Source organism: Streptomyces flaveolus (assembly GCF_000716535.1).
Taxonomy (GTDB): Bacteria; Actinomycetota; Actinomycetes; order Streptomycetales; family Streptomycetaceae; genus Streptomyces; species Streptomyces flaveolus_A.
This window is the reverse complement of sequence record NZ_JNWV01000014.1, coordinates 123,713-147,819: the sequence shown is the minus strand read 5'-3', so window position 1 is coordinate 147,819 and position 24,107 is coordinate 123,713. Positions and strand designations below refer to the sequence as shown.

General features: G+C 73.8%; 18 protein-coding genes. 9 read left to right on the top strand and 9 right to left on the bottom strand.

Annotated elements, in window-relative coordinates:
• The first annotated feature begins 41 nt into the window (after positions 1-41).
• Both OO52_RS16725 and OO52_RS16720 read left to right on the top strand, forming a co-directional pair.
• The gene (locus tag OO52_RS16725) at positions 42-1,613 is read left to right on the top strand and encodes an APC family permease (RefSeq protein WP_030644868.1); all 1,572 of its coding nucleotides are present in this window, start codon (positions 42-44) and stop codon (positions 1,611-1,613) included.
• A gap of 32 nt (positions 1,614-1,645) precedes the next feature.
• Entirely contained in the window at positions 1,646-3,196 is a 1,551-nt protein-coding gene (locus OO52_RS16720; protein ID WP_030644866.1) for a GMC family oxidoreductase, read from the top strand.
• Positions 3,197-3,208: 12 nt separating this feature from the next.
• Here the strand turns inward: OO52_RS16720 and OO52_RS16715 are convergent, their stop codons facing one another.
• From OO52_RS16715 to OO52_RS16700, 4 genes are all read right to left on the bottom strand, one after another.
• On the bottom strand, positions 3,209-7,852 hold the full coding sequence (locus OO52_RS16715) for a hypothetical protein (protein WP_030644864.1): 4,644 nt from the start codon (positions 7,850-7,852) through the stop codon (positions 3,209-3,211).
• 73 nt (positions 7,853-7,925) lie between these two features.
• Positions 7,926-8,804 carry a hypothetical protein gene (locus tag OO52_RS16710; RefSeq protein ID WP_030644862.1) on the bottom strand — a complete coding sequence of 293 codons (879 nt, stop codon included), beginning with the start codon at positions 8,802-8,804 and terminating at the stop codon, positions 7,926-7,928.
• 31 nt (positions 8,805-8,835) lie between these two features.
• A complete protein-coding gene (locus OO52_RS16705; RefSeq protein ID WP_030644860.1) occupies positions 8,836-10,365 on the bottom strand; it encodes a hypothetical protein in 1,530 nt (509 codons plus the stop codon).
• Between the two features lie 125 nt (positions 10,366-10,490).
• Positions 10,491-11,192 (bottom strand): GntR family transcriptional regulator, encoded by a 702-nt coding sequence (locus OO52_RS16700; protein ID WP_030644857.1) that lies wholly within the window; start codon positions 11,190-11,192, stop codon positions 10,491-10,493.
• Between the two features lie 127 nt (positions 11,193-11,319).
• Here OO52_RS16700 and OO52_RS16695 point away from each other — a divergent pair, with 127 nt between their 5' ends.
• The 5 genes from OO52_RS16695 (at position 11,320) to OO52_RS16675 (ending at position 15,910) form a co-directional block, all read left to right on the top strand.
• Positions 11,320-12,645 carry an MFS transporter gene (locus tag OO52_RS16695; RefSeq protein ID WP_030644855.1) on the top strand — a complete coding sequence of 442 codons (1,326 nt, stop codon included), beginning with the start codon at positions 11,320-11,322 and terminating at the stop codon, positions 12,643-12,645.
• Positions 12,646-12,650: 5 nt separating this feature from the next.
• Positions 12,651-13,481 carry a putative hydro-lyase gene (locus tag OO52_RS16690; protein WP_030644853.1) on the top strand — a complete coding sequence of 277 codons (831 nt, stop codon included), beginning with the start codon at positions 12,651-12,653 and terminating at the stop codon, positions 13,479-13,481.
• A 62-nt stretch (positions 13,482-13,543) separates the two neighbouring features.
• Positions 13,544-14,302 (top strand): LamB/YcsF family protein, encoded by a 759-nt coding sequence (locus OO52_RS16685; RefSeq protein ID WP_030644851.1) that lies wholly within the window; start codon positions 13,544-13,546, stop codon positions 14,300-14,302.
• A complete protein-coding gene (gene pxpB / locus OO52_RS16680) occupies positions 14,299-14,916 on the top strand; it encodes a 5-oxoprolinase subunit PxpB (protein WP_030644849.1) in 618 nt (205 codons plus the stop codon). The genes OO52_RS16685 and pxpB overlap by 4 nt, the downstream gene beginning before the upstream one ends.
• A 124-nt stretch (positions 14,917-15,040) precedes the next feature.
• Positions 15,041-15,910, top strand: coding sequence for a biotin-dependent carboxyltransferase family protein (locus OO52_RS16675; RefSeq protein ID WP_030644847.1), 870 nt, complete (start codon positions 15,041-15,043; stop codon positions 15,908-15,910).
• A gap of 32 nt (positions 15,911-15,942) precedes the next feature.
• Here OO52_RS16675 and OO52_RS16670 read toward each other — a convergent pair whose 3' ends face one another.
• From OO52_RS16670 to OO52_RS16650, 5 genes are all read right to left on the bottom strand, one after another.
• Positions 15,943-16,935 (bottom strand): SGNH/GDSL hydrolase family protein, encoded by a 993-nt coding sequence (locus OO52_RS16670; RefSeq protein ID WP_234339587.1) that lies wholly within the window; start codon positions 16,933-16,935, stop codon positions 15,943-15,945.
• Positions 16,936-17,159: 224 nt separating this feature from the next.
• A complete protein-coding gene (locus tag OO52_RS16665) occupies positions 17,160-18,335 on the bottom strand; it encodes a glycosyltransferase (RefSeq protein WP_030644843.1) in 1,176 nt (391 codons plus the stop codon).
• Positions 18,332-19,459, bottom strand: a complete 1,128-nt coding sequence (locus tag OO52_RS16660; RefSeq protein ID WP_030644841.1) for a glycosyltransferase family 4 protein — start codon at positions 19,457-19,459, stop codon at positions 18,332-18,334. The genes OO52_RS16665 and OO52_RS16660 overlap by 4 nt, the downstream gene beginning before the upstream one ends.
• Before the next feature lie 277 nt (positions 19,460-19,736).
• Positions 19,737-21,155 (bottom strand): hypothetical protein, encoded by a 1,419-nt coding sequence (locus tag OO52_RS16655; RefSeq protein WP_030644839.1) that lies wholly within the window; start codon positions 21,153-21,155, stop codon positions 19,737-19,739.
• A gap of 299 nt (positions 21,156-21,454) precedes the next feature.
• Entirely contained in the window at positions 21,455-21,847 is a 393-nt protein-coding gene (locus tag OO52_RS16650; protein ID WP_030644836.1) for an ankyrin repeat domain-containing protein, read from the bottom strand.
• Between the two features lie 295 nt (positions 21,848-22,142).
• Here OO52_RS16650 and OO52_RS16645 point away from each other — a divergent pair, with 295 nt between their 5' ends.
• Positions 22,143-22,337 (top strand): hypothetical protein, encoded by a 195-nt coding sequence (locus tag OO52_RS16645; RefSeq protein WP_014671463.1) that lies wholly within the window; start codon positions 22,143-22,145, stop codon positions 22,335-22,337.
• A 40-nt stretch (positions 22,338-22,377) separates the two neighbouring features.
• Positions 22,378-23,991 carry a membrane protein gene (locus OO52_RS16640; RefSeq protein WP_030644835.1) on the top strand — a complete coding sequence of 538 codons (1,614 nt, stop codon included), beginning with the start codon at positions 22,378-22,380 and terminating at the stop codon, positions 23,989-23,991.
• Positions 23,992-24,107: the final 116 nt, after the last annotated feature.

Genomic DNA, 24,107 nt, shown 5'->3' with positions numbered 1-24,107 from the left:
GGCCGCTGCCTCCCCCTCCCAGGCCCACGAGGAGTCCGCTCATGACGACCACCGAGCAATCGCCAGGCCCACACCACCACGACGACGCCGAGCTCGCCGAGTTCGGCTACAAGCCCGAACTCAGGCGCACCCTCGGCCACTTCCACACCTTCGCCGCCGGGATCAGCTACATCTCCATCCTGACCGGCACCTTCCAGCTGTTCTACTTCGGCTACGGCAGCGGCGGCCCCGCCTACTGGTGGTCGTGGCCGATGGTGTTCGTCGGCCAGTTCATGGTGGCCCTGTGCTTCGCCGAACTGGCCGCCCGCTATCCGGTGGCCGGCTCGGTCTACAACTGGTCGAAGAAGATCGGCAATCCGCATCTCGGCTGGCTCGCCGGGTGGATGATGTTGATCGCGTCCATCGTGTCCATCTCGGCGGTCGCGCTCGCCTATCAGCTCACGCTGCCGCAGATCTCCTCCGTGTTCCAGTTCGTCGGGGACGGCACCGGCAAGTACGACGTGGCGACCAACGCGGTCGTGCTCGCTGCCGTGTTGATTCTGTTCACGACGCTGGTCAACGCGTTCGGCGTCAAGCTGATGGCCACGATCAACACGGCGGGCGTCTTCATCGAGTTGATCGCGACCGTTGTATTGATCATCCTCTTCGCCGTCCACATCACCCGTGGTCCTCAAGTCGTCATGCAGACGAACCACACGGGATCGGGTTACTCAACGGGTTACCTCGGCGCCTTCCTGGTGGCCTCGCTGGCGTCCGCGTACGTCATGTACGGATTCGACACCGCCTCCTCCCTCGGCGAGGAGTGCCTGGACCCGTCCCGGAACGCCCCGCGCGCGATCATCCGCGCGATCGTCGCCTCGTTCATCCTGGGCGGCCTGGTACTGCTGCTGGCGCTGATGAGCGTCTCCAGCCTCAAGGGCGACAAGCTGTCCACCGACGGCCTGCAGTACGTCGTGCTCGACGTGCTCGGCCCGACGGCGGGCAAGGCGATGCTGTGGTGCGTGCTGATCGCGGTCACGGTGTGCGCGCTGGCCGTGCACACGGCGGCGATCCGGCTGGCGTTCGCGATGGCCCGGGACAACAACCTGCCCGCGTCCTCGCTGATGGCCCGGGTCAGCCCCCGTTTCCAGACCCCGGTCCTGCCGGCCGTGATCATCGGCGTGCTGGCGCTGGCGATCCTCGTGGTCAACATCCGCCAGCCGCAGATCTTCACGGTCGTCACCAGCATCGGCATCATCATGATCTACCTCGCCTACCTGGGCGTCACGGGGCCGATGCTGGTGGCCCGGCTGCGCGGCACATGGCGGCCCGCGGGCGAGGGGAGGTTCTCGCTGGGCCGCTGGGGACTGCTCGTCAACATCGTCGCGGTGGTCTGGGGCGCGGCGATGACGGTCAACCTGATCTGGCCGCGCGCCGCCGTCTACAACGCGTCCGCGCCGTACCACTGGTACCTGCGCTGGGGTGCGGTCCTCTTCGTCGCGGTCATCGCGGGCGGCGGCTTCGCCTACTACTGGTTCGTCCAGCGACACCGCACCGGTGTCCTCGCCGAGCACCGCCTGGACGCCGCGGCGGCCGCCCCGCCCCCGCCGCTCGCCGCCCCCGCGGCCGAGTGATCCCGCCCGATTCCGGCTGACCAGGAGGTCACATGAGCATCGATGAGTTCGACTACGTCGTGGTCGGTGGCGGCACCGCGGGCAATGTCGTGGCCGCCCGGCTCTCCGAGGACCCCTCGGTAACGGTGTGCGTGCTGGAAGCGGGCCCCAGCGACGTCGGCGACGACGACGTCCTCAGACTGGAGCGCTGGATGGGGCTGCTGGAGTCCGGTTACGACTGGGACTACCCGGTCGAGCCGCAGGCCAGCGGCAACAGTTTCATGCGGCACGCGCGCGCGAAGGTGCTGGGCGGCTGTTCGTCGCACAACTCCTGTATCGCCTTCTGGGCGCCCGCGGAGGACCTGGACGACTGGGCGGCCCAGGGCTGTACGGGCTGGAGCGCCGCCGATCTGTTCCCCCTGTACCGGCGGCTGGAGAACAACGACGCGCCCGGCGACCACCACGGCCGCACCGGCCCCGTGAAGCTGCGCACGCTGAAGGGCGGCGACCCGTGCGGCGCCGCCCTCCTGGAGGCGTGCGCCCAGGCCGGTATACCGACGGTCCCGTTCAACACCGGGAAGACGGTGGTGCGCGGGGCCAACTGGTTCCAGATCAACTCCGACGAGAACAACATCCGTCAGTCCTCGTCCGTCGCCTATCTCCACCCCGTCCTCGGCAAACGTCCGAATCTGGACGTCCGGACCGGGGTGCGGGCCAAGAGGCTGGTGCTGGAGGGGCGGAGGTGCGTGGGCGCCGAGTACCTGGACTCCGATCTGGTGCACACGCGCACGGTACGGGCCCGGCGCGAGGTGATCGTCTCCTGCGGCTCGATCGACTCCCCCAAGCTGCTGATGCTGTCCGGCATCGGCCCGGCCGGGCACCTGCGCGAGGTCGGCGTCGAGGTCGTGGCGGACTCCCCGGGCGTCGGCGAGAACCTCCAGGACCACCCCGAGGGCGTGATCATGTGGGAGGCGAAGCAGCCGATGACCACCACGTCCAGCCAGTGGTGGGAGGCGGGCATCTTCTACGACACCGAGCCCGGCCTGGACCGGCCCGACCTGATGTTCCACTACGGGTCCGTGCCGTTCGACATGAACACCGCGCGCTGGGGCTACCCGACCTCGGAGAACGCGTTCTGTCTGACCCCCAACGTGACGAAGGCGAAGTCGCGGGGCACGGTGCGGCTGCGGACGCGGGACTACCGGGACAAGCCGAAGGTGGACCCGCGGTACTTCACGCACGAGCACGATGTGCGCGTGATGACGTACGGGCTGAAGCTGGCCCGTCGTATCGCCGGGCAGCCGGCGCTGAGCGGCTGGGCGGGCGCCGAGCTGGCGCCGGGACCGGACGTCCGCACGGACGACGAGTTGCTGGACTACATCCACAAGACGCACAACACCGTCTACCACCCGTCGTGCACCGTGAAGATGGGCGCCGACGACGACCCCTCGGCCCCGCTCGACGCGCGGCTGCGGGTCAAGGGGGTCGAGGGGCTGCGGGTCGCCGACGGCTCGGTGATGCCGGACCTGATCGCCGTCAACCCGTGCATCACGACGATGATGATCGGCGAGAAGTGCGCCGACCTGATCAAGGAGGATGCTTGATCAATGGATCGGTCAACCCATTGATCCAGCCGGCTTCTTGTACATCCTCGTCGCCGTGATCTCGCTGTGCACCGCCTCCCCGGCCTGGGGCTGCTGGGGCAGCCCGGGCCGGAGGTGTTCCTCCACGCTGATGTACTTCAGTCCCGCCCGGAGGTCGGCGTCATTACGGAGGCGGATGACCAGCGGGAACTCGGCGAGGGCGGTGGTGTCGAACAGGCCGGTGGTGTAGAGCAACTGGACGCCCAGCGCGTCGGACACCGCTCGCTGGAGCTCGAGCAGATAGGTCGCGTTGGCACGGCCGATCGGGTTGTCCAGGAACAGCGTGCCCGCGTGCCGGTGCTTGTCCCGGCCCCGGTCGTTCGAGCGCAGCGCGGCCATCGTGCAGTACAGGGCGATGGCCGCCGTGAGCAGCTGGCCGCCGGAGAAGACGTCGCCCATCTGGCCGACGGGGACGCGCTCGGCGCGCAGCACCGCGTCGGGCTTGAGGATCTCGACGGCCACGCCCCTCGGCTGCAGGGCCGCCGCGACGCCGCGCAACAGCAGGGACATGCCGTCACGGCGCAGGTCGGAGTTCTTCCTGACGGCCGCGCGCGTGGCCTCGTCGATGACCTCGCCGAGCCGTTCGGTGAGCGTGGCGTGGTCCGGCTCCTCGAAGCGGATGCGCAGGAACTCCTGGCCGGACCACTCGCCGAGCCCCTCCGGCAGCCGGGACAGCCGCTGCGCGGACCGCAGGGTGGCGAGCGCCGACTCCACGAGTCCGCGCAGCCGGTCCACGATCGAGTCGCGGTTGCGCTCGAGCTGGGCCAGCTCGTCGGTCAGGACGCGCAGCCGGGGAGCGAAGGCGTCCGCCCACTTCTGGGCGTGCTCGGGCAGCGCGGAGGCGGGCAGTTCGCGGATCTGCTGCCGGGCGGGGGTGCGGACCTGCTCGTAGCGCGTGGAGTTGGCGTGCCGGACGAGAATGTCGCTCGCCTCGCGCACGGCCGCCTCGGCGGCGGACAGGTCGGCCGCGCAGCCCCGCAGCGAACGGCGGGCCTCGGCGGCGGAGTGCCGGGCCTCCTCCAGGGTGCCGGGGTACGGCTCCGGCTCCTCCTGCTCCTCCTCCTGGGCGGGTTCGCGCAGCAGGTCGCGGAGCATGGCGGCGATCTCGTCGAAGCCGCCGGCCGCGTCCTCGGCGGCGCGGTGGGCGTCCAGCAGCTCCGCGTGCGCCTCGCGGGCCTCGGCCAGGGCCTCAGTGCGGGCGGCGAGTTCGGCCGTGGCGGTGCGCAGCAGGGCCTGGGCGTGCTCGGCGTCGCGCGGGACGAGTTCCTCGGGCAGCTCGGTGTGGGCCTCGCCATCCTCGGGCGCGTGCCGCTCGGCCTCGCCGCGCAGCCGGCCGAGCTGCTCGCTCGCGGTCGACATACGGGTCTCCAGGAGCTGCACCAGCTCCTCCGCGCGGGCGGCGGCGGCCTGCCGGGAGGGTCCGTCGGCGCCGTCGGGCGACTGGAGCAGTTGCTCGGCGCGGGTGCGGACCTTGTTGCTGAGCCGGTCCAGTTCGGCGCGGGCGGCGCTCTCGTCGCTCTCCGCGCGGGCCTGCTCGGCGCGCAGGTCGGCGCCGACGCCGACCTTCTCGTACACCTGGGAGGCGGCCCGGTAGGCCTCGCGGAGCGCGGGCAGGGACGCCTTCGGGGCGTCCTCGTCGGCGACCGGTACGTCGTCCGGGGCGCCGGCGATCTCGGAGCGCTCGGCGCGCAGGGCGCGCGCGGTGCGACGGGCGTCGTCGGCGGCGCGCTGGGCGGCGCGGCGGTCCTCGTCGGCGGCGCGGGCGCGGTCCAGGCAGGCCTGTGCGCGGGCCTCGGACTCGGCGGCCTCGTCGGCGAGTTCACGCAGTCGCGCCTGCCAGCCGGCGCGTTCGCGGAGCCGGAAGGCGAGGCCGGCGAGGGCGTCGGCGGCCCGGCGGGCCTTCTGCGCGGCCTCCTGCCGTTCGTCGCGGATCCGGGTGGCCTCGGCGGCGGACTCGTCGGCCTCCGCCCGTACGGTGCGTGCCTCGGCGAGTTCGGCCTCGGACTCCTCGGCGAAGGCGCGGGCGTCCTCGGCGGCCCGGGCCAGCTCGGTGAGGCGCCCGGCGGGGCAGCCGGTGCGCCAGGAGGCGAGCCGCGCGGCCAGTTCGCGGTCCTTGCCGAGGCGGGCGGCGAGGGCGCGGATCTCCTCGTCGCGTGCGGTGGCCCGGGCGCGCAGTGCCTGCCGTTCCTCGTCGGCCGCGTGCTCGTCGTGCATGGCCGGGTTCGGCGGCACGAGGAACACGTCACCGGAGGTGCTGCCCGCGGCGGGCGGCGGGGCGAGCAGCGCCGCGGCGGTGCCGACGGCGACGGCGGAGCGGGGCAGCAGGGCGGCGTCACCGAGGGCTTCGCGGGCACGCGCGTGCGTGTCCGGATCGGTGATGATCACGCCGTCGACCAGTTCGGGGCGGGCGGCGAGCACGCGCGCGTGGTCGGCGGGGTCGACGGCCTGTGCCAGGTAGCGCCAGCCGGGCAGCGCCGGGATGCCGTGTTCGCCGAGGAACTCGACGGTGGCCAGCACGTCCGGGCCGGGCGGCAGCAGCCCGCCGTCACCGAGGGCGCCGAGGATGCGGGCGTCGTCGGCGGCGGCCGTCCGCAGGTCGAACAGGTGTCGTTCGGCGGTGGACACGGCGTCGTCGAGGAGTTCGCGCAACTCGTCGGCGAAGCGGTCGAGTTCCTCGGCGGTGAGAGGGCTGTGGGCGGCGTCGGCGGCAGGTGCGCGCGTCTTGTCGCCCTCTTCCGTCCTGGGCGCGGGCACCCGTGCCACGCTCGGCGCGCCCGGCAGGCTCAGCAGCTCCGCGAGCCGTTCCTCGGCGGCCAGCGACTCGGCGAGGCGCCGCTCGGCCTCGTGGGCGCGCTCGGCGGCGGTCGCCGCGTCGGCCGCGCGGGCCGCCGTCAGCTCCGCGCGGGCCTCGGCGGAGGCCGCCTCGCGCGCGTGCTCGGTGGCCTTGCGGGCGGCCTCGCGGGCCGCGTCCCAGGCGGCCACGGCGGTCTTCTCGGCGTCGCTGGCGGCGAGCGCGGCCCGCGCCGGGTCGGCGTCCGGTGCGCTGTCGTCCAGCCAGCCGGCGCGCACGGCCTCGGCGGTCTCCTGCTCGACCTCGGTGAGCCGCTGGCGCAGGTGCCCGGCCTCGCTACGGGCCCGCTGCGCCTCGGTGGCGGCGGCGGTCGAGTCCCGGTAGGCGGAGTCGCTGACCTCCTGGAGGGCCGCGGAGCGCTCCTCCTCCTCGTTGGCGAGGGCCTCGGCGCTCTCGGCCGCGGCGTGCAGGGCCCGTACGAGGTCCACGGCGGCCTTGGCTCGGGCGGCGAGCGCGGGGGCCGCGTCCCGTTCGGCCTCCTGGATGGCGGCGGACACGCGCGCGACGCGGTCGGCGGCGGCCCGGTGGCGCAGCACGGCCTCGGCGGCCTGCCAGGCGGCGTGCAGGGTGCGGGCGTCGGCCAGCTCGCGCTTCTGCGCGGCGGCGGACTTCTCGGCGGCGGCCAGCGCCAGGGAGGCGTGGCGGTAGGCGAGTTCGGCGGCGATGAGGGCGCTGCGTTCGCGCGCGCCCTCGGAGTGGGTGACGGCGTACGCGGCGGCCGTCACCCGCTGGGCGAGGTCGGCGGCCCGGATCCGCTCCCGGACGGCTCGCGCGGACAGCCGCCGGGCCAGCGTGCGGGTGCGGCGCTCGGCGCCCGCGTGGACGTCACGCGCGCGTGCGCGCGCCTCGGCGGCCTCCACGATCCGGCCGAGCAGGTCGACCGAGCCGGCGGTGAAGTCCCGTTCGGCGATCAGCTCGGCGCGCCGGCCGAGCTTGTTGCCGAAGCCGCTGACGAGGTCGGCGAGGCCGTCGGTGTCGCGGGTGTCGGTGACGGCGCGCAGCAGCAGGTCGGTGAAGTCGGAGTCCTTCTTGACCGCGAAGAGGCCGGCCGCCTCGCCCTCGTCGGCGTTCATCTCGCGCTGGTAGCGGAAGAGTTCGGGGTCGAGGCCGAGGTCGCCGAGGTGTTCGGTCCAGCGCTCGTGGATCTCCTCCCAGTGCACCTCCAGGTGCGGGTAGACCTTGCCTGCCTCCATGAGGGCGTCGCGGAAGCCCTTCATGGTGCGGCGGCGGCCGTGCGCGCCGGAGGTGCCCTCGGCGGGCGGCCGTACGGCGGTGGACTCGGCGACGGGCAGGTTGTCCAGGCTGAGGCCGGGGCCGGGCCGGAAGGAGTACCAGGCCTCGGCGAACTTGCGCGGGTCGTTGGAGACCTGCCGGCCGCGCCACTCGCTGACCTTGCCGACGACGACGCACTCGCCGGTCAGCACGTGCTGCCACTCCAGGGCCACGTGGCCGCAGTCGTCGGCGAGCAGGAATTTGCGCAGCACGCCGGAGCTGGCGCCGCCGAGGGTGTTGCGGTGGCCCGGCAGCATCACCGAGAAGATCAGCTTGAGCAGGACGGACTTGCCGCCGCCGTTCTCCAGGAACAGCACGCCCGCGGGTGCGGGCCGGCGCGGCGGACCGGACGGCTCCTCCTCGAAGAACTCCACCTGCGTGGGCGCCGGGTCGGGCACGGGCTCGCCGACACCCCGCAGGTCGAGCACGGTGTCGGCGTAGCGCGCACCGGCGGGACCGATGGAGTAGAGGCGGACCCGGGACAGCTCGTACATGGCGGACTCTCGTAAGTCTGGTGAAACGTGCGGGGGGTTCAGGAGGGGCTGGAGCTGCGGGAGCCTCAGCGCGTCAGGAGTGGAAGGGCAGTCCGGCGTCGGCCACCAGGTCGAGGTCGTCGGTGTCCTGGGCGGGCAGCAGGGTGGCCGTGCCGTCGGTGACCGGGACGATGCCCAGCTCCACCAGTTCGGCCAGGGCGGCGCTGCCGGCCAGGTCGCGGACCTGGAGCTGGTAGCGGGCCGTGGTGCGGTACGTGCCGCCGTTGTCGTCGCCGGTGCGCTGCAGGAAGCCCGAGTCGGTGAGGAAGGCCATGGCCTTCGCCACGATGCCGGTGGTGGAGGCGGCCGGCCGGCGGGCGTCCTTGGTGGCGCCGGTGGCGCTGCGTCTGGCCCAGATCCGCCAGGCCGCCTCCAGGCCGGGCGCGTCGGTCGCCGGGTCGGTGTTCTCGCCCTGCTCCTCGGCGCGCTCCTCCAGACGGCGGCAGGCCTGCCGGACGAAGGCGTCGACGCCGTTGACGGTGACCCGGCCGATGTAGGAGTCGTCGGCCAGGTCCTCCGGGCGCGGGAACGCCAGCGCGGCGACGGCGAGATGGGCGAGTCCGTGCAGGAAGCGGTCGCCGGAGTCGGCGGCGGTGCGACGCGCGTAGTCGCCCATGCGGACGGCGAACACCGAGTCCTCGGCGGCGGTCACGGCCATCCCCGCGCGCGGGGACACCTCCAGCACGACGAGCCCCAGACCGGCGGCGACGGCGTCGGCGAGCCGGGCGAACGCCGGGTCGTCGCGGTAACGGCGCAGCAGCTCGGTGTACTCCTGGTCGCGCGCGGGCGCCAGCTTGGGCTGGAGTCCGAAGGCGACGAGCCGCGCCGCGTCGGCGGCGTCGGCGGGGGTGACGGCGGAGCCCGCCGGGGCGGCGGCAGACTCGGGTTCACTCCGGTCGACGTGCTCGGTCACGGGTTGGGCTCCTTGTCGTGCTCTTGTCCACTCATGCTGCTTCCGTCCGGTCGGCGGCCATCCCCGCCGCGTCGAGCAGTGCGGTCCCCACGATCAGGTCCGCCCCGCCGAACTCGGGATCGTCCAGTTCGGTCCCGTCGTCCACGGCGAACAGCAGCTTCTCCTCGCCCTGCCGGTAGGCGGTGCCGACGGGCGGGCTGGCCGCGTGGACCGCCAGCAGCGCCACCAGGTAGGCGAGGTCCGGGTCACCGGTCCGCCGGGCCTCGGCCAGCAGCCCGGACAGCCGCCTCGGGGCGTCCGCCGGCAGATCCAGCAGTTCCGTGGCCGCGGCCAGTTGTTCCTCGCTGAAGCGGCTGTCGTCCGGCGTCGCGATCAGGTCGGGCTCGGGCATCTCCGCGCCCAGGTGCTCCCGCTCCACCGGCGGGGTCAGCAGGATGTCCACGAGGTCCCCGACCCGGACGGACACCGGCGTGCGCAGCCCCGTGCCGCGCGCGAAGAAGGCGTCGGTGACCCGGATCGCCCGCTCCAGGGGCAGCGGCAGGACGGGGGCGACGAGATGGCCGTAGAGGTCTATCCCGGACGTCGTCGCCGGTGTGGCGAAGGCCTGCCGGTCCTGTTCGGCGCGGAACAGCGGGCCCGCCTCCAGCAGGCGCGACTGGAGCTGGGTGTGGCGCCGGATGCAGTCCTTGACGATGTCGACCAGCTCGGCGGCGCGGCGCTTGTGCTCGGGGTCCTCGGTCTCGTCGCGGGCCTTGCGGATGTTGGTGAGGATCGCGTTCTCGTGGCGGTAGCGCTCGGCGACGTGGTCGAGGGCCTCGGCGATCATGTCGGGGACGGCGTTGAGCCAGTCGACCGCGCGGACGTTGCGCCGGGTGGCCTCCAGGGCCCGGCGCAGCGTCTCGGAGTACTGGACGGTGCGGTAGCGGGCCTGCTCGGCGGCGAGCTGGGCGTCGGCGAGCCGGCCGCGGTTGATCAGCACCTCCAGCTTGACCTCGGCGGCGATCTGGGCGCTGGTGACGTCGGTGTCGAGGGCGCCGACCAGGACGTTGACCGCCTCGTCCGTCGTCCGCAGGTAGACCGTGCCGCCGGGGCCGGGGACCTCCTCGATCAGCTTGAAGTCGTAGTCACGGCGGACGTACGTGCCGTCCGGCGCGAAGGTGCCGTAGACCGCGCGGAAGCCGCGGTCCACGCTGCCGACGTTGATCAGGTTCTCCAGCACCCAGCGGGCCACGCGCTCGTGCTCGGCGGCGGGCCGGCCCGGCGCCTGCGCGGCGATGCGCGGGATGAGCCGGGCCACGATCTGCTCGTGGTCGGCGCCGGTGTCGAAGTCCATGTTCAGCGTGACCAGGTCGATGGCGGCCAGCGCCACCTCGGCCATGCCGTACACCGAGTACTCACCGGCCAGGTTGGCCTTGCGCGCGTCCAGGTCGTGCAGCGGCGCGGTGCAGGCGAGCGCGCGCAGCCGACGCGCCAGCCCCTCGTCGGCGGCCGGGCCCGGAGCCGGGCGCGGCCCCGCGCTGAGCTGGGGCGGAACACGGTCCGTCGATGCAGGCGAAGTCACGGTGCACAGACTAGGTCCTGGGTCTGACATCGACCCAAACGAGAGCCTCCGCCGGTTTGGCCGGCCCGGCTGCGGGGCGTCGTCCGGGCGCCGGCCGTCCGGGCTGGTCGCGCCGTTCCCCGGCCCTACGGGACGCTTTCCTCGCCGACCCTGCGCCGGTACACCTCGACGACCCGTTCCAGCGAGTCCGCGAGATAGGTCTCCAGGAGCCGTTCCGCGCCGCGCCGGTCGCCGGCCTGGAGCGCCTGGAGGATCTGGGCGTTGCGGGCGAGGTACGGCTCGTGCAGCCGGCGCGGGTCGTCCACGACGTGGAAGGCCAGGCGCAGCTCGGCGAAGACGCTGCGCATCAGTTCGTCGGTGCGTTCGCTGCCGGCGAGGGCGACCAGTTCCCGGTGGAAGTGGATGTTGGCCGTACCCAGCTCTTTCCAGTCATTCTCCGCGGCCGCCGTCCGCCCCTCCTCGACCGCCGAGACCAGCCCGCCCAGCCGGTACGGCGGTTCGCCCAGCCCCCGGACGACGGCGCACTCGACGAGGGAGCGCGTGCGGTAGATGTCCTCCACGTCCTCGACGGTCAGGACCCGGACGAACACGCCCCGGTTGAGTTCGTGGATCAGCAGGCGCTCGTGGGTGAGCAGCCGGAACGCCTCGCGCAGGGTGTTGCGGGAGACGCCGAGCGCCCCGCCGATGCTGTCCTCGGACAGCCGGGTGCCGGGCGGGAAGTAGCCCTCGGAGATGCGGCTCCTGAGGATGTCCGAAACGCGCTCCGCGGTGCTTGTACGGCCCAGAAGGGCCCGGTCGCCGGCCAGTCCCGTCAGCTCCTCTGCCATGCCCGGAATTCAATCGCAGACACCAGGACGAAACAACACGGGTATTGAAGGATCGTTGAACGATCCTCTACGGTGCTCCGCACGGCTCACTTCCCAGCACCCTCCGTCCCTCTTCTGCGAGGTGCCCATGAGCACGACCCCACCGCCCCGCTCCGCGCCCTCCGCCGACGTCCGCCCGGGACCGGCCGAACGCGCCGCCGAGGACGGCGCGTTCGCCTGGCTGCGCGCCCTCGGCCCGCGCGGCCGGCGCGCGTTCGCCGGTGCTTTCGGCGGATATGCCCTGGATTCGTACGACTACTTCACCCTGCCGCTGAGCATGGTGGCGCTCTCGGCGTACTTCGGCCTCAGCAGCGGCCAGACCGGCCTCTTCACCACCGTCACGCTGGTGGTCTCGGCGGTCGGCGGCGCCGCCGCGGGCGTGATCGCGGACCGGGTGGGCCGCGTCCGGGCCCTGATGATCACGGTGATCACCTACGCCGTCTTCACCGTCGCCTGCGGCTTCGCGCCCACGTACGAGACCCTGCTGCTCTTCCGCGCCCTCCAGGGCCTCGGCTTCGGCGGCGAGTGGGCGGTCGGCGCGATCCTGGTCGCCGAGTACGCGAGCGCGCGCCACCGGGGCCGTACGCTCGGCGCGATCCAGAGCTCCTGGGCGGTCGGCTGGGGACTGGCGGCGGTCGTCTACACGCTGGTGTTCTCCTTCGCCGACGACGACCTGGCCTGGCGGGTGATGTTCTGGACCGGCGCGCTGCCTGCGCTGCTCGTGGTCTGGCTGCGCCGCTCGGTGCACGACGCCCCCACGGCGACGGCGGCCCGCGAACAGGACCCGCGCCGGGGCTCGTTCGCGGCGATCTTCCGGCCGGCCGGCCGGGACGGCGCCCCCGGCCTGCTGCGCACCACGGTCTTCGCGAGCCTTCTCTCCACGGGCGTGCAGGGCGGCTACTACACGCTGGCGACCTGGGTGCCGACGTACCTGAAGTCCGACCGCGGCCTGTCGGTCGTCGGCACCGGCGGCTATCTGGCCTTCCTGATCTCCGGCGCCTTCCTCGGCTACCTGACCGGCGGCCACCTCACCGACCGGCTCGGCCGGCGGAACAACATCTGGCTGTTCGCGATGCTGTCGGCGGTGTGCATCCTGGCGTACGCGAACATCCCGCACGGCGCCAACACCCTGCTGCTGGTGCTCGGTTTCCCGCTCGGCTTCTGCATGTCGGCCATCTTCAGCGGCTTCGGCTCCTACCTGAGCGAGCTGTACCCGACGGCGGTACGCGGCACCGGGCAGGGCTTCACGTACAACACGGGCCGCGCGGTGGGCGCGGTGTTCCCCACCCTGGTGGGCTTCCTGGCGGACGGCTGGGGCGTCGGCGGCGCGCTGGTCTTCGGCGCGATCGGCTACGGCATCGCGGCACTGGCGCTGCTCGGACTGCCGGAGACGCGTGGGAAGGAGCTGGCGTGACGCGGGTGAACCGTACCGAGGACCGGCCCGTCACCACGGCCGACGCGCACGCGCACGCGTGGAGCCCGGAAACCGCGCGGGCCCGCTTCCGCGCCGGACTGGCCGGGCCGACCGCCGGGGTCGCGGCGGGCCACACGCAGGCCAACCTGATCGCGGTGCCCGCCGACTGGGCCTACGACATGCTGCTGTTCTGCCAGCGCAACCCCAAGCCCTGTCCCGTGCTCGACGTCACGGACGCCGGTTCCCCGACGACCGTCCTCGCCGAGGGCGCCGACCTGCGCACCGATCTGCCGCGCTACCGGGTGTGGCAGGACGGCGAGTTGGTGGACGAACCCACGGACGCGCGCGCGTACTGGCGGGACGACCTGGTGTCGTTCCTGCTCGGGTGCAGCTTCACCTTCGAGTGGGCGCTGGCCCGCGCGGGCGTGCCGATCCGGCACGTCGAGCAGGGCCGGAACGTGCCGATGTACGTGACCGACCGGGCCTGCCGGGAAGCGGGGCGGCTGCGCGGGCCGATGGTGGTGTCCATGCGGCCGGTGCCGTCCGGGCGTCTGGACGCGGCCGTCCGGGAGAGCAGCCTGCTGCCGGCCGTGCACGGCGGTCCGGTGCACTGCGGGGACCCGGCGGCCCTCGGCATCGAGGACCTCGGCCGGCCCGACTTCGGCGACCCGGTGACCGTCGCCGAGGGCGAGATCCCGGTGTTCTGGGCCTGCGGGGTGACCCCGCAGGCGGCCGTGATGGCCTCCCGGCCGCCGTTCGCGATCACGCACGCGCCGGGCCAGATGTTCCTGACCGACGCGCGGGACGAGGAGTACCGGCTGGCCGGCGTCGACTGAGCCCGGTCGTACCGGAACCCCGCGCACAAGAAGACTCCACGAGAACCGGAGACGCGACAACCATGACCGCGATCGATCTGAACGCCGACCTGGGTGAGGGCTTCGGCCGCTGGCGGCTGACCGACGACGAACAGCTCCTGTCCGTCGTCACCAGCGCCAACGTGGCCTGCGGCTTCCACGCCGGGGACGCGGCCACCATGCGCCGGGTGTGCGAGTTGGCGGCCGAGCGCGGGGTGACGATCGGCGCACAGGTCTCCTACCGGGACCTGGCCGGTTTCGGGCGGCGCGCGATGGATGTGCCGCCCGCCGAGCTGACGGCCGAAGTGGCCTATCAGATCGGCGCCTTGGAGGTGTTCGCGCGGGCGGCGGGCGCGCGCGTGGCGTACGTCAAGCCGCACGGCGCGCTCTACAACCGGGTCGTCCACGACGAGGAGCAGGCCCGCGCGGTGATCGAGGGCGTGCGGCTGGCGGACGCCTCGTTGCCGGTGCTGGGCCTGCCCGGCTCGCGGTTCCTGGAGTTGGCGGCCGAGGCGGGACTTCCGGCCGTCACGGAGGCCTTCGCGGACCGTGCGTACACCGACGAAGGCACGCTGGTGCCGCGCGGCCGGGAGGGTGCCGTGGTGACCGACCCGGACGCCGTCGTGGAGCGCTCGGTGAGCCTCGCGCGCTCCGGTGCGGTCATCGCGCACTCCGGCGCGCGCATCCAGGTGCGCGCCCGGTCGCTGTGCCTGCACGGCGACACACCGGGCGCGGTCGGCCTGGCCCGGCGGGTGCGCGAGCGGCTCGTGGCGGCGGGCGTGCGGGTGGAGGCGTTCGCGTGAGGGCGCTTCCCGTCGGCGACGACGCGCTGCTCGTCGAGGTGTCCTCCGGGGAGGAGGCGCAGGCTCTGCACGCAGAGCTGCTGCGGCGCCGCGCGGAGGGCGCGCTCACCGTGCGCGAGATCATCCCGGCGGCCCGTACGGTCCTGCTCGACGGGCTGGCCGAGCCGGCCCGCTGGGCGGCCGAACTGACCGGCGCGCGGGTGCCGGAGGTGCCTGCCCGCGCGCGCGAACTGATCGAACTGCCCGTGCGGTACGACGGCCCGGACCTGGCGGCGGTCGCCGCGCACTGGCAGGTGCCGGAACGGGAGGTGGCCCGCGTCCACGCCGGCACCGAGTTCACGGTGGCCTTCTGCGGCTTCGCCCCCGGCTTCGGCTATCTCACCGGGCTCCCGGAGCGCTACCACGTCCCGCGCCGCGCCACCCCGCGCACGGCGGTCCCGGCCGGCGCCGTGGCCCTGGCCGGCCCGTACACCGGCGTCTACCCGCGCTCCTCCCCCGGCGGCTGGCAACTGATCGGCATGACGGACACCGTGCTGTGGGACCCGACACGCGTCCCGGCGGCGCTGCTGGAGCCGGGGACGCGCGTGCGGTTCGTACCGGTGGGTGGCGCATGAGCGTGAGGCGGAGGATCGTACCGGCAGGGGTGGGCGCCCGGGAGACCCGCGTGACCGGGCAACGGACGGCAGCCCACGCGCGCGTGTGCCTCGTGCCGGCGCGACCCGTGACCTGGGAGGCCCCATGACCGACCGTGCGCTGGTCGTCGTGCGCGCCGGCGCGCTGACCACCGTGCAGGACCGCGGCCGGCGGGGGTACGCGCACCTCGGCGTGCCCCGCTCCGGAGCGCTCGATCCGCTCGCGGCGAACCTGGTGAACCGGCTGGTCGGCAATCCTCCGGACGCCGCCGTCCTGGAGACCACCCTCAACGGCTGTGCGGTGCGCGCGCGTTCGACGGTGACCGTCGCGGTCGGCGGCGCGCCCTGCCCGGTGGCGGTGGGCGGTCGCCCGGCCGCGTGGGGTGCCCCGGTCGTGGTACCGGCGGGCGAGTTGCTGGAGGTGGGCGCGGCCACGGCCGGCGTACGCAGTTACCTCGCGGTCGCCGGCGGCGTCGCCGTGGAACCGGTCCTCGGCAGCCGTGCCACCGACCTGCTGTCCGGCCTCGGTCCGGCACCGCTCACGGACGGCACGGTGCTGCCGCTGGGCGCCCCGGCCGGCCCTCCCGCACGCGTGGACGGCGCGCCGCAGCCGCGTCCGCCGGCCGAACTCGTGCTCCGGGTGACGCCGGGCCCGCGCGACGACTGGTTCACGGCGCGGGCGGTCCAGGACCTCACCACGCGCGCGTACCGGGTCTCCGCGGCGAGCAACCGCATCGGCCTGCGCACGGAGGGGCCCGCGCTGGAACGGGCCCGGTCCGGTGAACTCCCCAGCGAGGGCATGGTTCTCGGCGCGGTCCAGGTCCCGCCGGACGGCCGCCCGGTGGTCTTCCTCGCGGACCATCCGACCACCGGCGGCTACCCGGTGATCGCGGTGGTCCGCACCGCCGACCTCCCGGCCGCCGCCCAGGCTCTCCCCGGCACCCCGGTCCGGTTCGTACCGGTACACCGCCGCTGAGCCTCTCCGGCGGCCACAGCCTCGCCGCCCTCTCAGTGGAGCACCTCCCCCCTCAACCGGCAGGGACGATCGTCGCCACGGCCCCCTACCTCGACCGCCCCTTCCGCCAAGGCCGCCCCGCCCGTCCCGCTGCCGCAGCGTCGAGGCGCGGCCTCCACGGCGGTGGCCGCCGGCAGGGCCGCCAGGGCCGCCGACACCGCTGCCGATACACGGAGGTCAAGGTGGGTGCTGGTGCCCCGGGCACGGTGGTGCAGTTCGTCGGCGGCCAGGCGCAGCAGCTGCGGCAGCAGGTCGTTGCAGCGCCGGAGCACCCAGCCGGTTCCCGCCGTGGCCAGCCACCACAGGCTCGCCGCGCGGGTCGGCGCGGGGAACTCCGGTTCGGGCGAGGGCGGTTCCCCGGTCGCGCGGCCCGTCTCCGCGAGCAGGGCGTGGCAGCGGACGGCGAGCTGCCGGTGACCGCGCTCGGCGGGATGGAGCCGGTCCGCGCTCCACAGGCTCCGGTCGCTGATCCAGTCGTCGTCCGCCGCGTGCAGGTGGACGGCGCCGTACCGCTCGGACAGCGCGTGGACGACGGCGTTGACCGCGCGTTGCCGGCGGGCCAGCGGGCGGGCCAGGGCGTCCGGCAGCCGGAGCATGGCGCCGGGGTCGGGCAGGCAGGCGGTGAGCAGGGTGGCGCCCTGGCGGGTGAGGGAGCCGTAGACCTGGTCGAGGTGGGCGGCCACGGCGCGTATGTCGAAGGTGCGGCGCAGTGTGTCGTTGACGCCGACGACCACGGACACCAGGTCGGGGCGCAGTTCCAGGGCGGCCGGCGTCTGCTTCTCCAGCACGTCCCGGGTCTGCGCCCCGCTGACCGCGAGGTTGGTGAACCGCACCCGCTCGCCGTCCTGGGCGAGGGAGGCGGCCAGCAGCGCGGCCCAGCCTCGCCATCCGGTACCGACCGGGTCGCCCACGCCCTCGGTCAGCGAGTCCCCGAGCGCGACGAAGCGGACGGGGCCGCCCCGCCGTGCCGCGGCATCGGCACCCATGCCACCCCCTCCGTCACGGACAGGACGACTGCACTGTGTCGGCACATCGGCGCTCATGCCGCCCTCTCCGGCACAGACCGAGCCGCCCCGCCGTGTCGGCACATCGGCACCCATGCCGCCCTCTCCGGCACAGACCGAGCCGCCCCGCCGTATCGGCACATCGGCACCCACACCACCCCATCCGCCACGGACGGAGCCGCCCCGCCGTATCGGCACATCGGCGCTCATGCCACACCCTCCGGAACCGTGGGCCGGGCGTCGGCGCGGTGCAGCACCTCCGCGTCGTGGGCCGCCAGGAAGGCCTCCACGGCGGTTCCCCAGCCGAAGCACTCCGCACGCGCGCGTGCCGCTTCCCGCCGCTCGGGCTCGGCGCGGTCCAGCAGCAGTTCCACGGCGTCCGCGAACGCCTCTCCACCGCCCGCCGCGGCGGCTCCGGCGGACCCGATCACCTCGGGCAACGCGGAGGAGGCGCTCGCCACCACGGGCGTGCCGCACGCCATCGCCTCCAGCGCGGCCAGCCCGAAGGTCTCGGCGGGCCCTGGCGCGAGGCACACGTCGGCGGACGCCTGGAGCGCGCCGAGGGCCGTCCGGTCGGAGACGTACCCGAGGAAGGTCACCGGCAGCCCGCGGTCCCGCGCGCGCTGCTCCAGCCGGGCCCGCAGCGGCCCGTCCCCGGCCACCACGAGCACCGCCGGCCGCCCGCGCCGCAGCAGCGCCTCCAGGGCGTCCAGGGCCGTGCCGGGGCGTTTCTCCACGGACAGCCGGGACGCCATCACGAGCAGCGCCTCGTCCCCGCGCGCGTAGCGGTCACGCAGCCCGGCATCGCGCAGCGCGGGGTGCCGTTCCATCAGGTCGACGCCCAGGGGGGCGCGAACGACGTTGCGCGCGCCGATGCGTACGAACTCGCGCTCGGCGAACTCGGTGGTGCACACCACCCGTGAGTAGACGTGCGCGGTCCGGGTGTTGAGGGAGTCGGCGGCGCGCCGGGCGAGGTGCTCGGGCAGGCCCCAGGTGCGCAGCACGCCGTCGGCGGTCTCGTGGGAGACCATCACGGCGGGCACGCGCGCGCGGCGGGCCCAGCGGCCGGTCCAGCGCAGGGTGGTCCGGTCGGAGACCTCCAGACGGTCGGGGGCCAGCTCCTCCAGGAGGGCGGCCACGCGCCGCTTGTCGGTGAGGACGCGGTAGCCGCCGGTGCCGGGCAGCAGCGGACCGGGCAGGGTGATGACCCGGCCCTGCTCGGTGTCGCGGTCGGTGTGCCGTTCGCCTGGCACGATCAGGACCGGTTCGTGGCCCGCGGCCCGGAAGCCCCGGCCGAGTTCCCGCAGGGCGGTGCGCAGGCCCCCGGAGGCGGGGGCGACGAAGTTGGCGAGGCGGACGATGCGCAGGGACTCCCCGGTCATGCCGCCACCGCCGTCTTCCGGTCCGCGAGGACGTCGTCGTAGTGGGCGATCAGCTGGTCGCCGACGGCGGCCCAGGTGCGGCCCTCGACCGTCGCGCGGGCGGTGGCGCCGTACGCGGCGCGCCGCGCGGGGTCGGCGGCCAGCGCGCGGACGGCCTCCTCCACGGCGGCGGCGTCGCGCGGCGGGACCAGCAGGCCGGTACGGCCGTGGTCGACGAGGTCGAGCGGGCCGCCGGCGGCGGGCGCGACGACCGGCACACCGCTGGCCATGGCCTCCTGGACGGTCTGGCAGAACGTCTCGAAGGGGCCGGTGTGCGCGAACACGTCCAGCGAGGCGAAGATCCGGGCCAGTTCGTCGCCGGTGCGACGGCCGAGGAAGACGGCGCCGGGCAGGGCCTCGGTCAGATGGGCCTGGCTGGGTCCGTCGCCGACGACCACGACCCGCACGCCGGCCAGCCCACAGACTCCGGAGAGGAGTTCGACGTGCTTCTCCGGCGCGAGCCGGCCGACGTAGCCGACGATCAGTTCGCCGTTCGGGGCGAGTTCGCGGCGCAGCGCCTCGTCCCGGTGCTGTGGCCGGAAACGTACGGTGTCCACGCCGCGCGGCCAGAGCCGTACCCGCGGTATGCCGTGTTCCTCCAGGTCGGACTGGGCGGCGCTGGACGGGGCCAGGGTGCGGTCGGCGGCGGCGTGCACGGAGCGGATCCGCCGCCATGCCGCGGCCTCTCCGGCGCCCATGTAGGTGCGGGCGTAGCCGGCCAGGTCGGTCTGGTAGACGGCGACGGCGGGGGTGCCGAGCCGGGCGGCGACCGCCATGCCGCGGACACCGAGGACGAAGGGACTGGCCAGGTGGACCACGTCGGGGCGGTGCGCGACGAGGGCGGCGGCGAGACGTCGGCTGGGGAGGGCGACGCGGACCTGGGGGTAGCCGGGGAGGGGGAGGGAGGGAATCCGGACGACCGGGCACGGGGCGTCCGTGTCCGGGCCGCTGCCGGGCGCGGGAGCGGGGGCGACGACGAGCGGGAGGTGACCGCGATCTACGAGGTGCCGGGCGGTCTGGAGCGCGCAGTGGGCCACGCCGTTCACATCGGGGGGAAAGGATTCGGTCACGATGACGACACGCATACGGGTGTTGTCGCCGCGCTGGACGTGCCCGCGTCAACTTCGATCTTTCGGCGCGGGGAACGTCCCATGAGCGTTGGGCTGCACACCCGAGCGGGTCAGACGGCCGTCATGGCCGCCTGACCCGCGGGTCATCCGGTGTTCACCCGGCGGGCGCTCGTCCGCCGGGGCAGATGTACGGGCGGGGGTCGGCAGATGCGCCCCGGTCGGGGGTCACGTTGCGCCCCGGTCACGTCCGGTCGCATGTGTTCAGCAGAGGGCCGCGTCCGGTCCCATTCGTTCAGCCGAGAGCCGTGTCCGGTCCGAAGCGGCTGCGAACCGCGGTCTGCACCTCGTCCTCCTCGGCCGGATCGGCGGCCAGGCGGCGCAGGCGCTCCACGACCCGGGCGTCACCGGTCTCGGCGTGCCGGGCGGCGAGTTCGCGGGTGGTCTCCTCGCAGTCCCACAGGCATTCGACGGCGAAGCCGGTGGCGAAGGAGGGATCGGTGGCGGCCAGCGCGCGGGCGGCGCGGCCGCGGAGATGGGAGGAGGCCGTCTCGCGGTAGACATGGCGCAGGACGGGTGCGGCGCAGGCGATGCCGAGGCGTCCGGCGCCGTCGACGAGGGTCCACAGGGTGGGCGCGTCCGGCCCCTCGCCGCGGACGGCCTCGCGGAGGGCGCCGAGGACGAGGTCGCGGTCCTGTGCGCCGCCGCGGCAGGCGAGCATGCGTCCGGCGGCGGCGCCGAGCGCGTCGGGGCGCTGGGCCCAGCGGCGCGCGCGGTCGACGGCGGCGATGCTGCGCATCCGTTCGAAGGCGTCGACGGCGGCCTCCACGACGGGTGCCGTCCCGTCGACGACGGCGGCCTCGATCAGGTCGAGCGCGTCACGGTCGTTGCTGTCGGCGAGGTAGCGCAGGGCGGTGCAGCGGGCTCCGTCGGTGCCGGCCCGGGCGGCCTGGAGGATCTCGGGCCGGTCCTCCGGGCCGGCCACGGCGACCAGGCAGCGGGCGGCCGGCACATGGAGGGCGGCGCCGCGCTCCAGACCCTGCTGGGCCCACTCGAAGACGGCGCGGACGCTCCAGTCGGGGCGGGGGCCGGTGGGCCGCATCTGCCGCTGCCAGCGGTCGAAACAGCCGGCCTCCTGGGCGGCACGCACCCGCGTGGCGATCGACGCGCGCGGATCCTCGGCCCACAGCCGCCAGGGCCGTGGCTCGAAGGCGTCGCGTACGGCGGCGGCCAGCTCGGCCTCGCCCTCGGGATCGGTGGCGAAGCGGGCCAGGACGGGGGCGGCGAGGGCGCGCAGGCCCGCGTCGTCGTCCCTGAGGGCCAGCTCGTCCAAGGCCCAGGCCCAGCTGGAGCCGTGCGCGGCGTACCTGCGCAGCAGTTCCAGGGCGTCCCGCCTGCCGTAGGAGGCGAGGTGGCCGAGGACGGCCAGGGCCAGCCCGGTGCGGGACTCGTCGGTGTCGACGACGTCCTCGGGGTCGAAGAGGTGCGCCTCCACGGCGTCCAGCTCGCCGTTCAGGTCGAGGTAGAGCCGGGCGTAGTACAGGGAGCGGTTCTCCAGCTGCCAGTCGTGGCGGGGGTCGCGCAGCACACAGTGGTTCAGGGCCGCCAGCGCTTCGGCGCGCGGGGCCGTGAGCGCGTGCAGCGTGCCGTCACCACGGCCGCGCTGGAGCAGGCCGAGCAGCGTACCGCTGGGCGCTATGACCGGATCGAACATGGGAAACAGCCTCACATCAAGCGTCGACGCAACCGGGGAACACGCATTACCTGGCCGCGTGACACAACGTCGGAGCGCCCGCCGTCTCTTGCTTGCTGTAGACCATCTCTCTCTGCCTCTCGTCGGTGGCCCATGCGGACCGCATCACGGCCCGCGCGGTGCGGCAACACCTGCCCAGCCATCGCGTCCGTGAATCACGACGTCATGATGACCCGCGGTGTGTGCTGCCGCGACCGTATTTCCGGCGGCCCTGTACCGCCTCCCCCGTTTTCCGTGTCGTACTGGTCAGCGCGTCGACGTCAGTGGACGCCGAACAGTTCCAGAAGCTCTGTCTTGCCGAACATCCGGGCCGTGTCGACGGCCGACGGCGTGCCTGCGGAAGGATCGGCTCCGCCCTCCAGGAGGGCCTTGATGACGTCCGTCTCACCCTTGAAGACGGCGCCCGCGAGCGGGGTCTGACCCCGGTCGTTGACCTGGTCCGCCGCCGCGCCGCGGGCGAGCAGCGCGCGCACCGCGCCGGCGTGACCGTGGTAGGCGGCGAGCATCACCAGGGAGTCGCCGCGGTCGTTGGTGAGGTTGGCCGGAACACCCGCGTCGACGTACGCCACGAGCGCCTCGGTCTGCCCCTGCCGGGCCAGATCGAAGATCTTGGTCGCCAGCTCCACGACCTCGGGGTCGGGAACTTCACTCATCGGCCGGACCACCTCTCCTTGCTGATTCGGGGACTGCTTCGTACGGGTGAATCGCCAGCGTACTGGCTCGCGTGGCACATGACCCGATCTGCCCGAGGTAAAGATCAGCAGCAGCGCCCGCCGGGGGCACCGTAGTGCAAACAGGCCTGGTCAATCGGGGTCCCGACACACTCGCCCGAGCGGGGTAATTCCACCGTTTTTCACCCAGTTGCACCTTTAATCGTATGGATACATCCTGTGATCCTGGAAGAACTCATGGTGACTGTCCCCCACCATCGACACCAGGAGGCCCCAAATGATCCTCTCCCTTTCAGGCGTGCTGCTGCTCGGCGTCGTCGTCTTCCTGTTCTTCCGCAAGGACGGGCTGAAGGGCTCGCACGCCACGGTGTCGGCCCTCTTCGGCTTCTACCTGTCGACCACGGGTATCGCCCCGAGCATCAAAGCCGGAGGAGAGAGCCTGGCCAGCCTCCTGGGCGGCATCAAGTTCTGACCCCGCCAGTCCCGCCCGCACGCACCATCAGGAGACAGCAGTGGCCCGGCGCCCTCTCCCCCGCATTCTGAGCAAGGACAGCGCCCAGATCGCCCGGACGCAGATCGCCCGGAGCAAGGAGCTGGCCCGGACGGCGGCCGACAGCGCCACCGACGTCCTCCATCCGCTGATCACCGTGACGCGCGGGCTGCGCCTGCTGGCCTCGGCCGGCCGGCGCAGGTGGGCGGACACGCCCAAGGACAAACGGGGGCCACTGCTGTTCTTCGTGACGTCCGTGGTCCTGATCGTGGCCCTGATGCCGTACGGGCCGCTGCTCGCCGTCATCGCCGTGATGGCGGCAGCGGCCTGGCACGGCCGCGATCGCACCCCGTCGGCGCCCGAGGGGCCCGACGAGTCCCAGACCCAGCGGCTCCAGGCGCTGTACGAGGCCCTGGTGCCGTACTTCTCCAGCTCCGAGGACCCGGCACCGCTGTATACGCACGGCGGGGAATGGGAGAAGGCCTACGCGGCCCACGAGTTCGACGACGCCGGACGCATCGGCCACCTCGTGATCCGCTACCCCGCCTACTTCCCGGACGGCGAGCCCGCGGCCCGCGCGCGGATCGAGCATCTGCTCACCGCGAAGGCCGGGCGGAGCCGCGAGTACCGCTTCGCGTGGGACGAGGAGGGCAACCAGCTCACCGTCATCGCCCTCCCCCCGCTGCCCGCCGACATCCCGGCCCAGCGCTTCGTCACCGCGCCCGGCGAGACCGTCCTCGGCTTCACCGACCCCAGCGAGGTCCAGCGCACCCTCCCCCTGTCCTACGGGGAGGAACGGGTCGACGTGCCGCCGGTCGTCTGGCGCACCGGCATCCGCTCCACCGAGCCGCACCTGCTGGCCATGGGCCACCCCGGCAGCGGCACGTCCACCCTGCTGCGCTCCGTCGCCCTCCAGGCCCTCCAGTACGGCGATGTGCTGATCGTCGACGGCGGCGGCACCGGCGAGTACGCCTGCCTGACCGGACGGACCGGCGTCCTGGCCGTGGAGTGCGCGCTGCCCGGGGCGCTGGCCAGCCTGGAATGGGCCGCGCAGGAGACCGAGCGGCGGCTCATCGCGATCAACCTGGCGCGGCAGGCGGGCGACCCACCGCCCCCGGACACCCGGCGCCCGCTGTGGATCCTGCTGGACCGCCCGAGCGTCTTCGCGCACCTCGCCCTGGCGGACGGCCGCAAGGACCCGCAGGTCCTGCTCCAGGTGCCGTTGCGGCACGGCCGCGCGGCGAACGTGACCGTGGTCGTGGCCGAGCAGTTCGACAGCGCGGAGACGCTGACCGACGCGGTACGGCAGCACACGCGCGCGCGTGTCGTGCTCGGGTCCGCGGCGCCGGAGCAGGTGGAAGCGGTGCTGGGGGCGGCGCCGCACACGACGTCGATCGCGCACGTGCCGCCCGGACGGGGGTACGCCCGGCTGGGCTCCGGTCCGGTGCACCGGCTTCAGGTGCCCCGTACGCCGGATCCGTACGACGACGCCACGAGTGACGCCGACCGGCAGGCGGTACTGGAGCTGCTGCCGCCGCGGACCACCGCGGTGGAGGAGGAGCCGACGGTTCTGTCGAAGCCGACGGCGGAGAAGACAGCGGTCCCCGCGGACGCACTGGCGGCGGAGCCTTCCTAGCACCCTGTGCCGCGACTGGACGGATGCGCGGCACGAGGGGGCGCGGGGTACCGCGCGAGCAACCACCGGGCATCCGCGGTCGCCGAAGCACCGCACCACCCGAGCCGTCAGGCGCC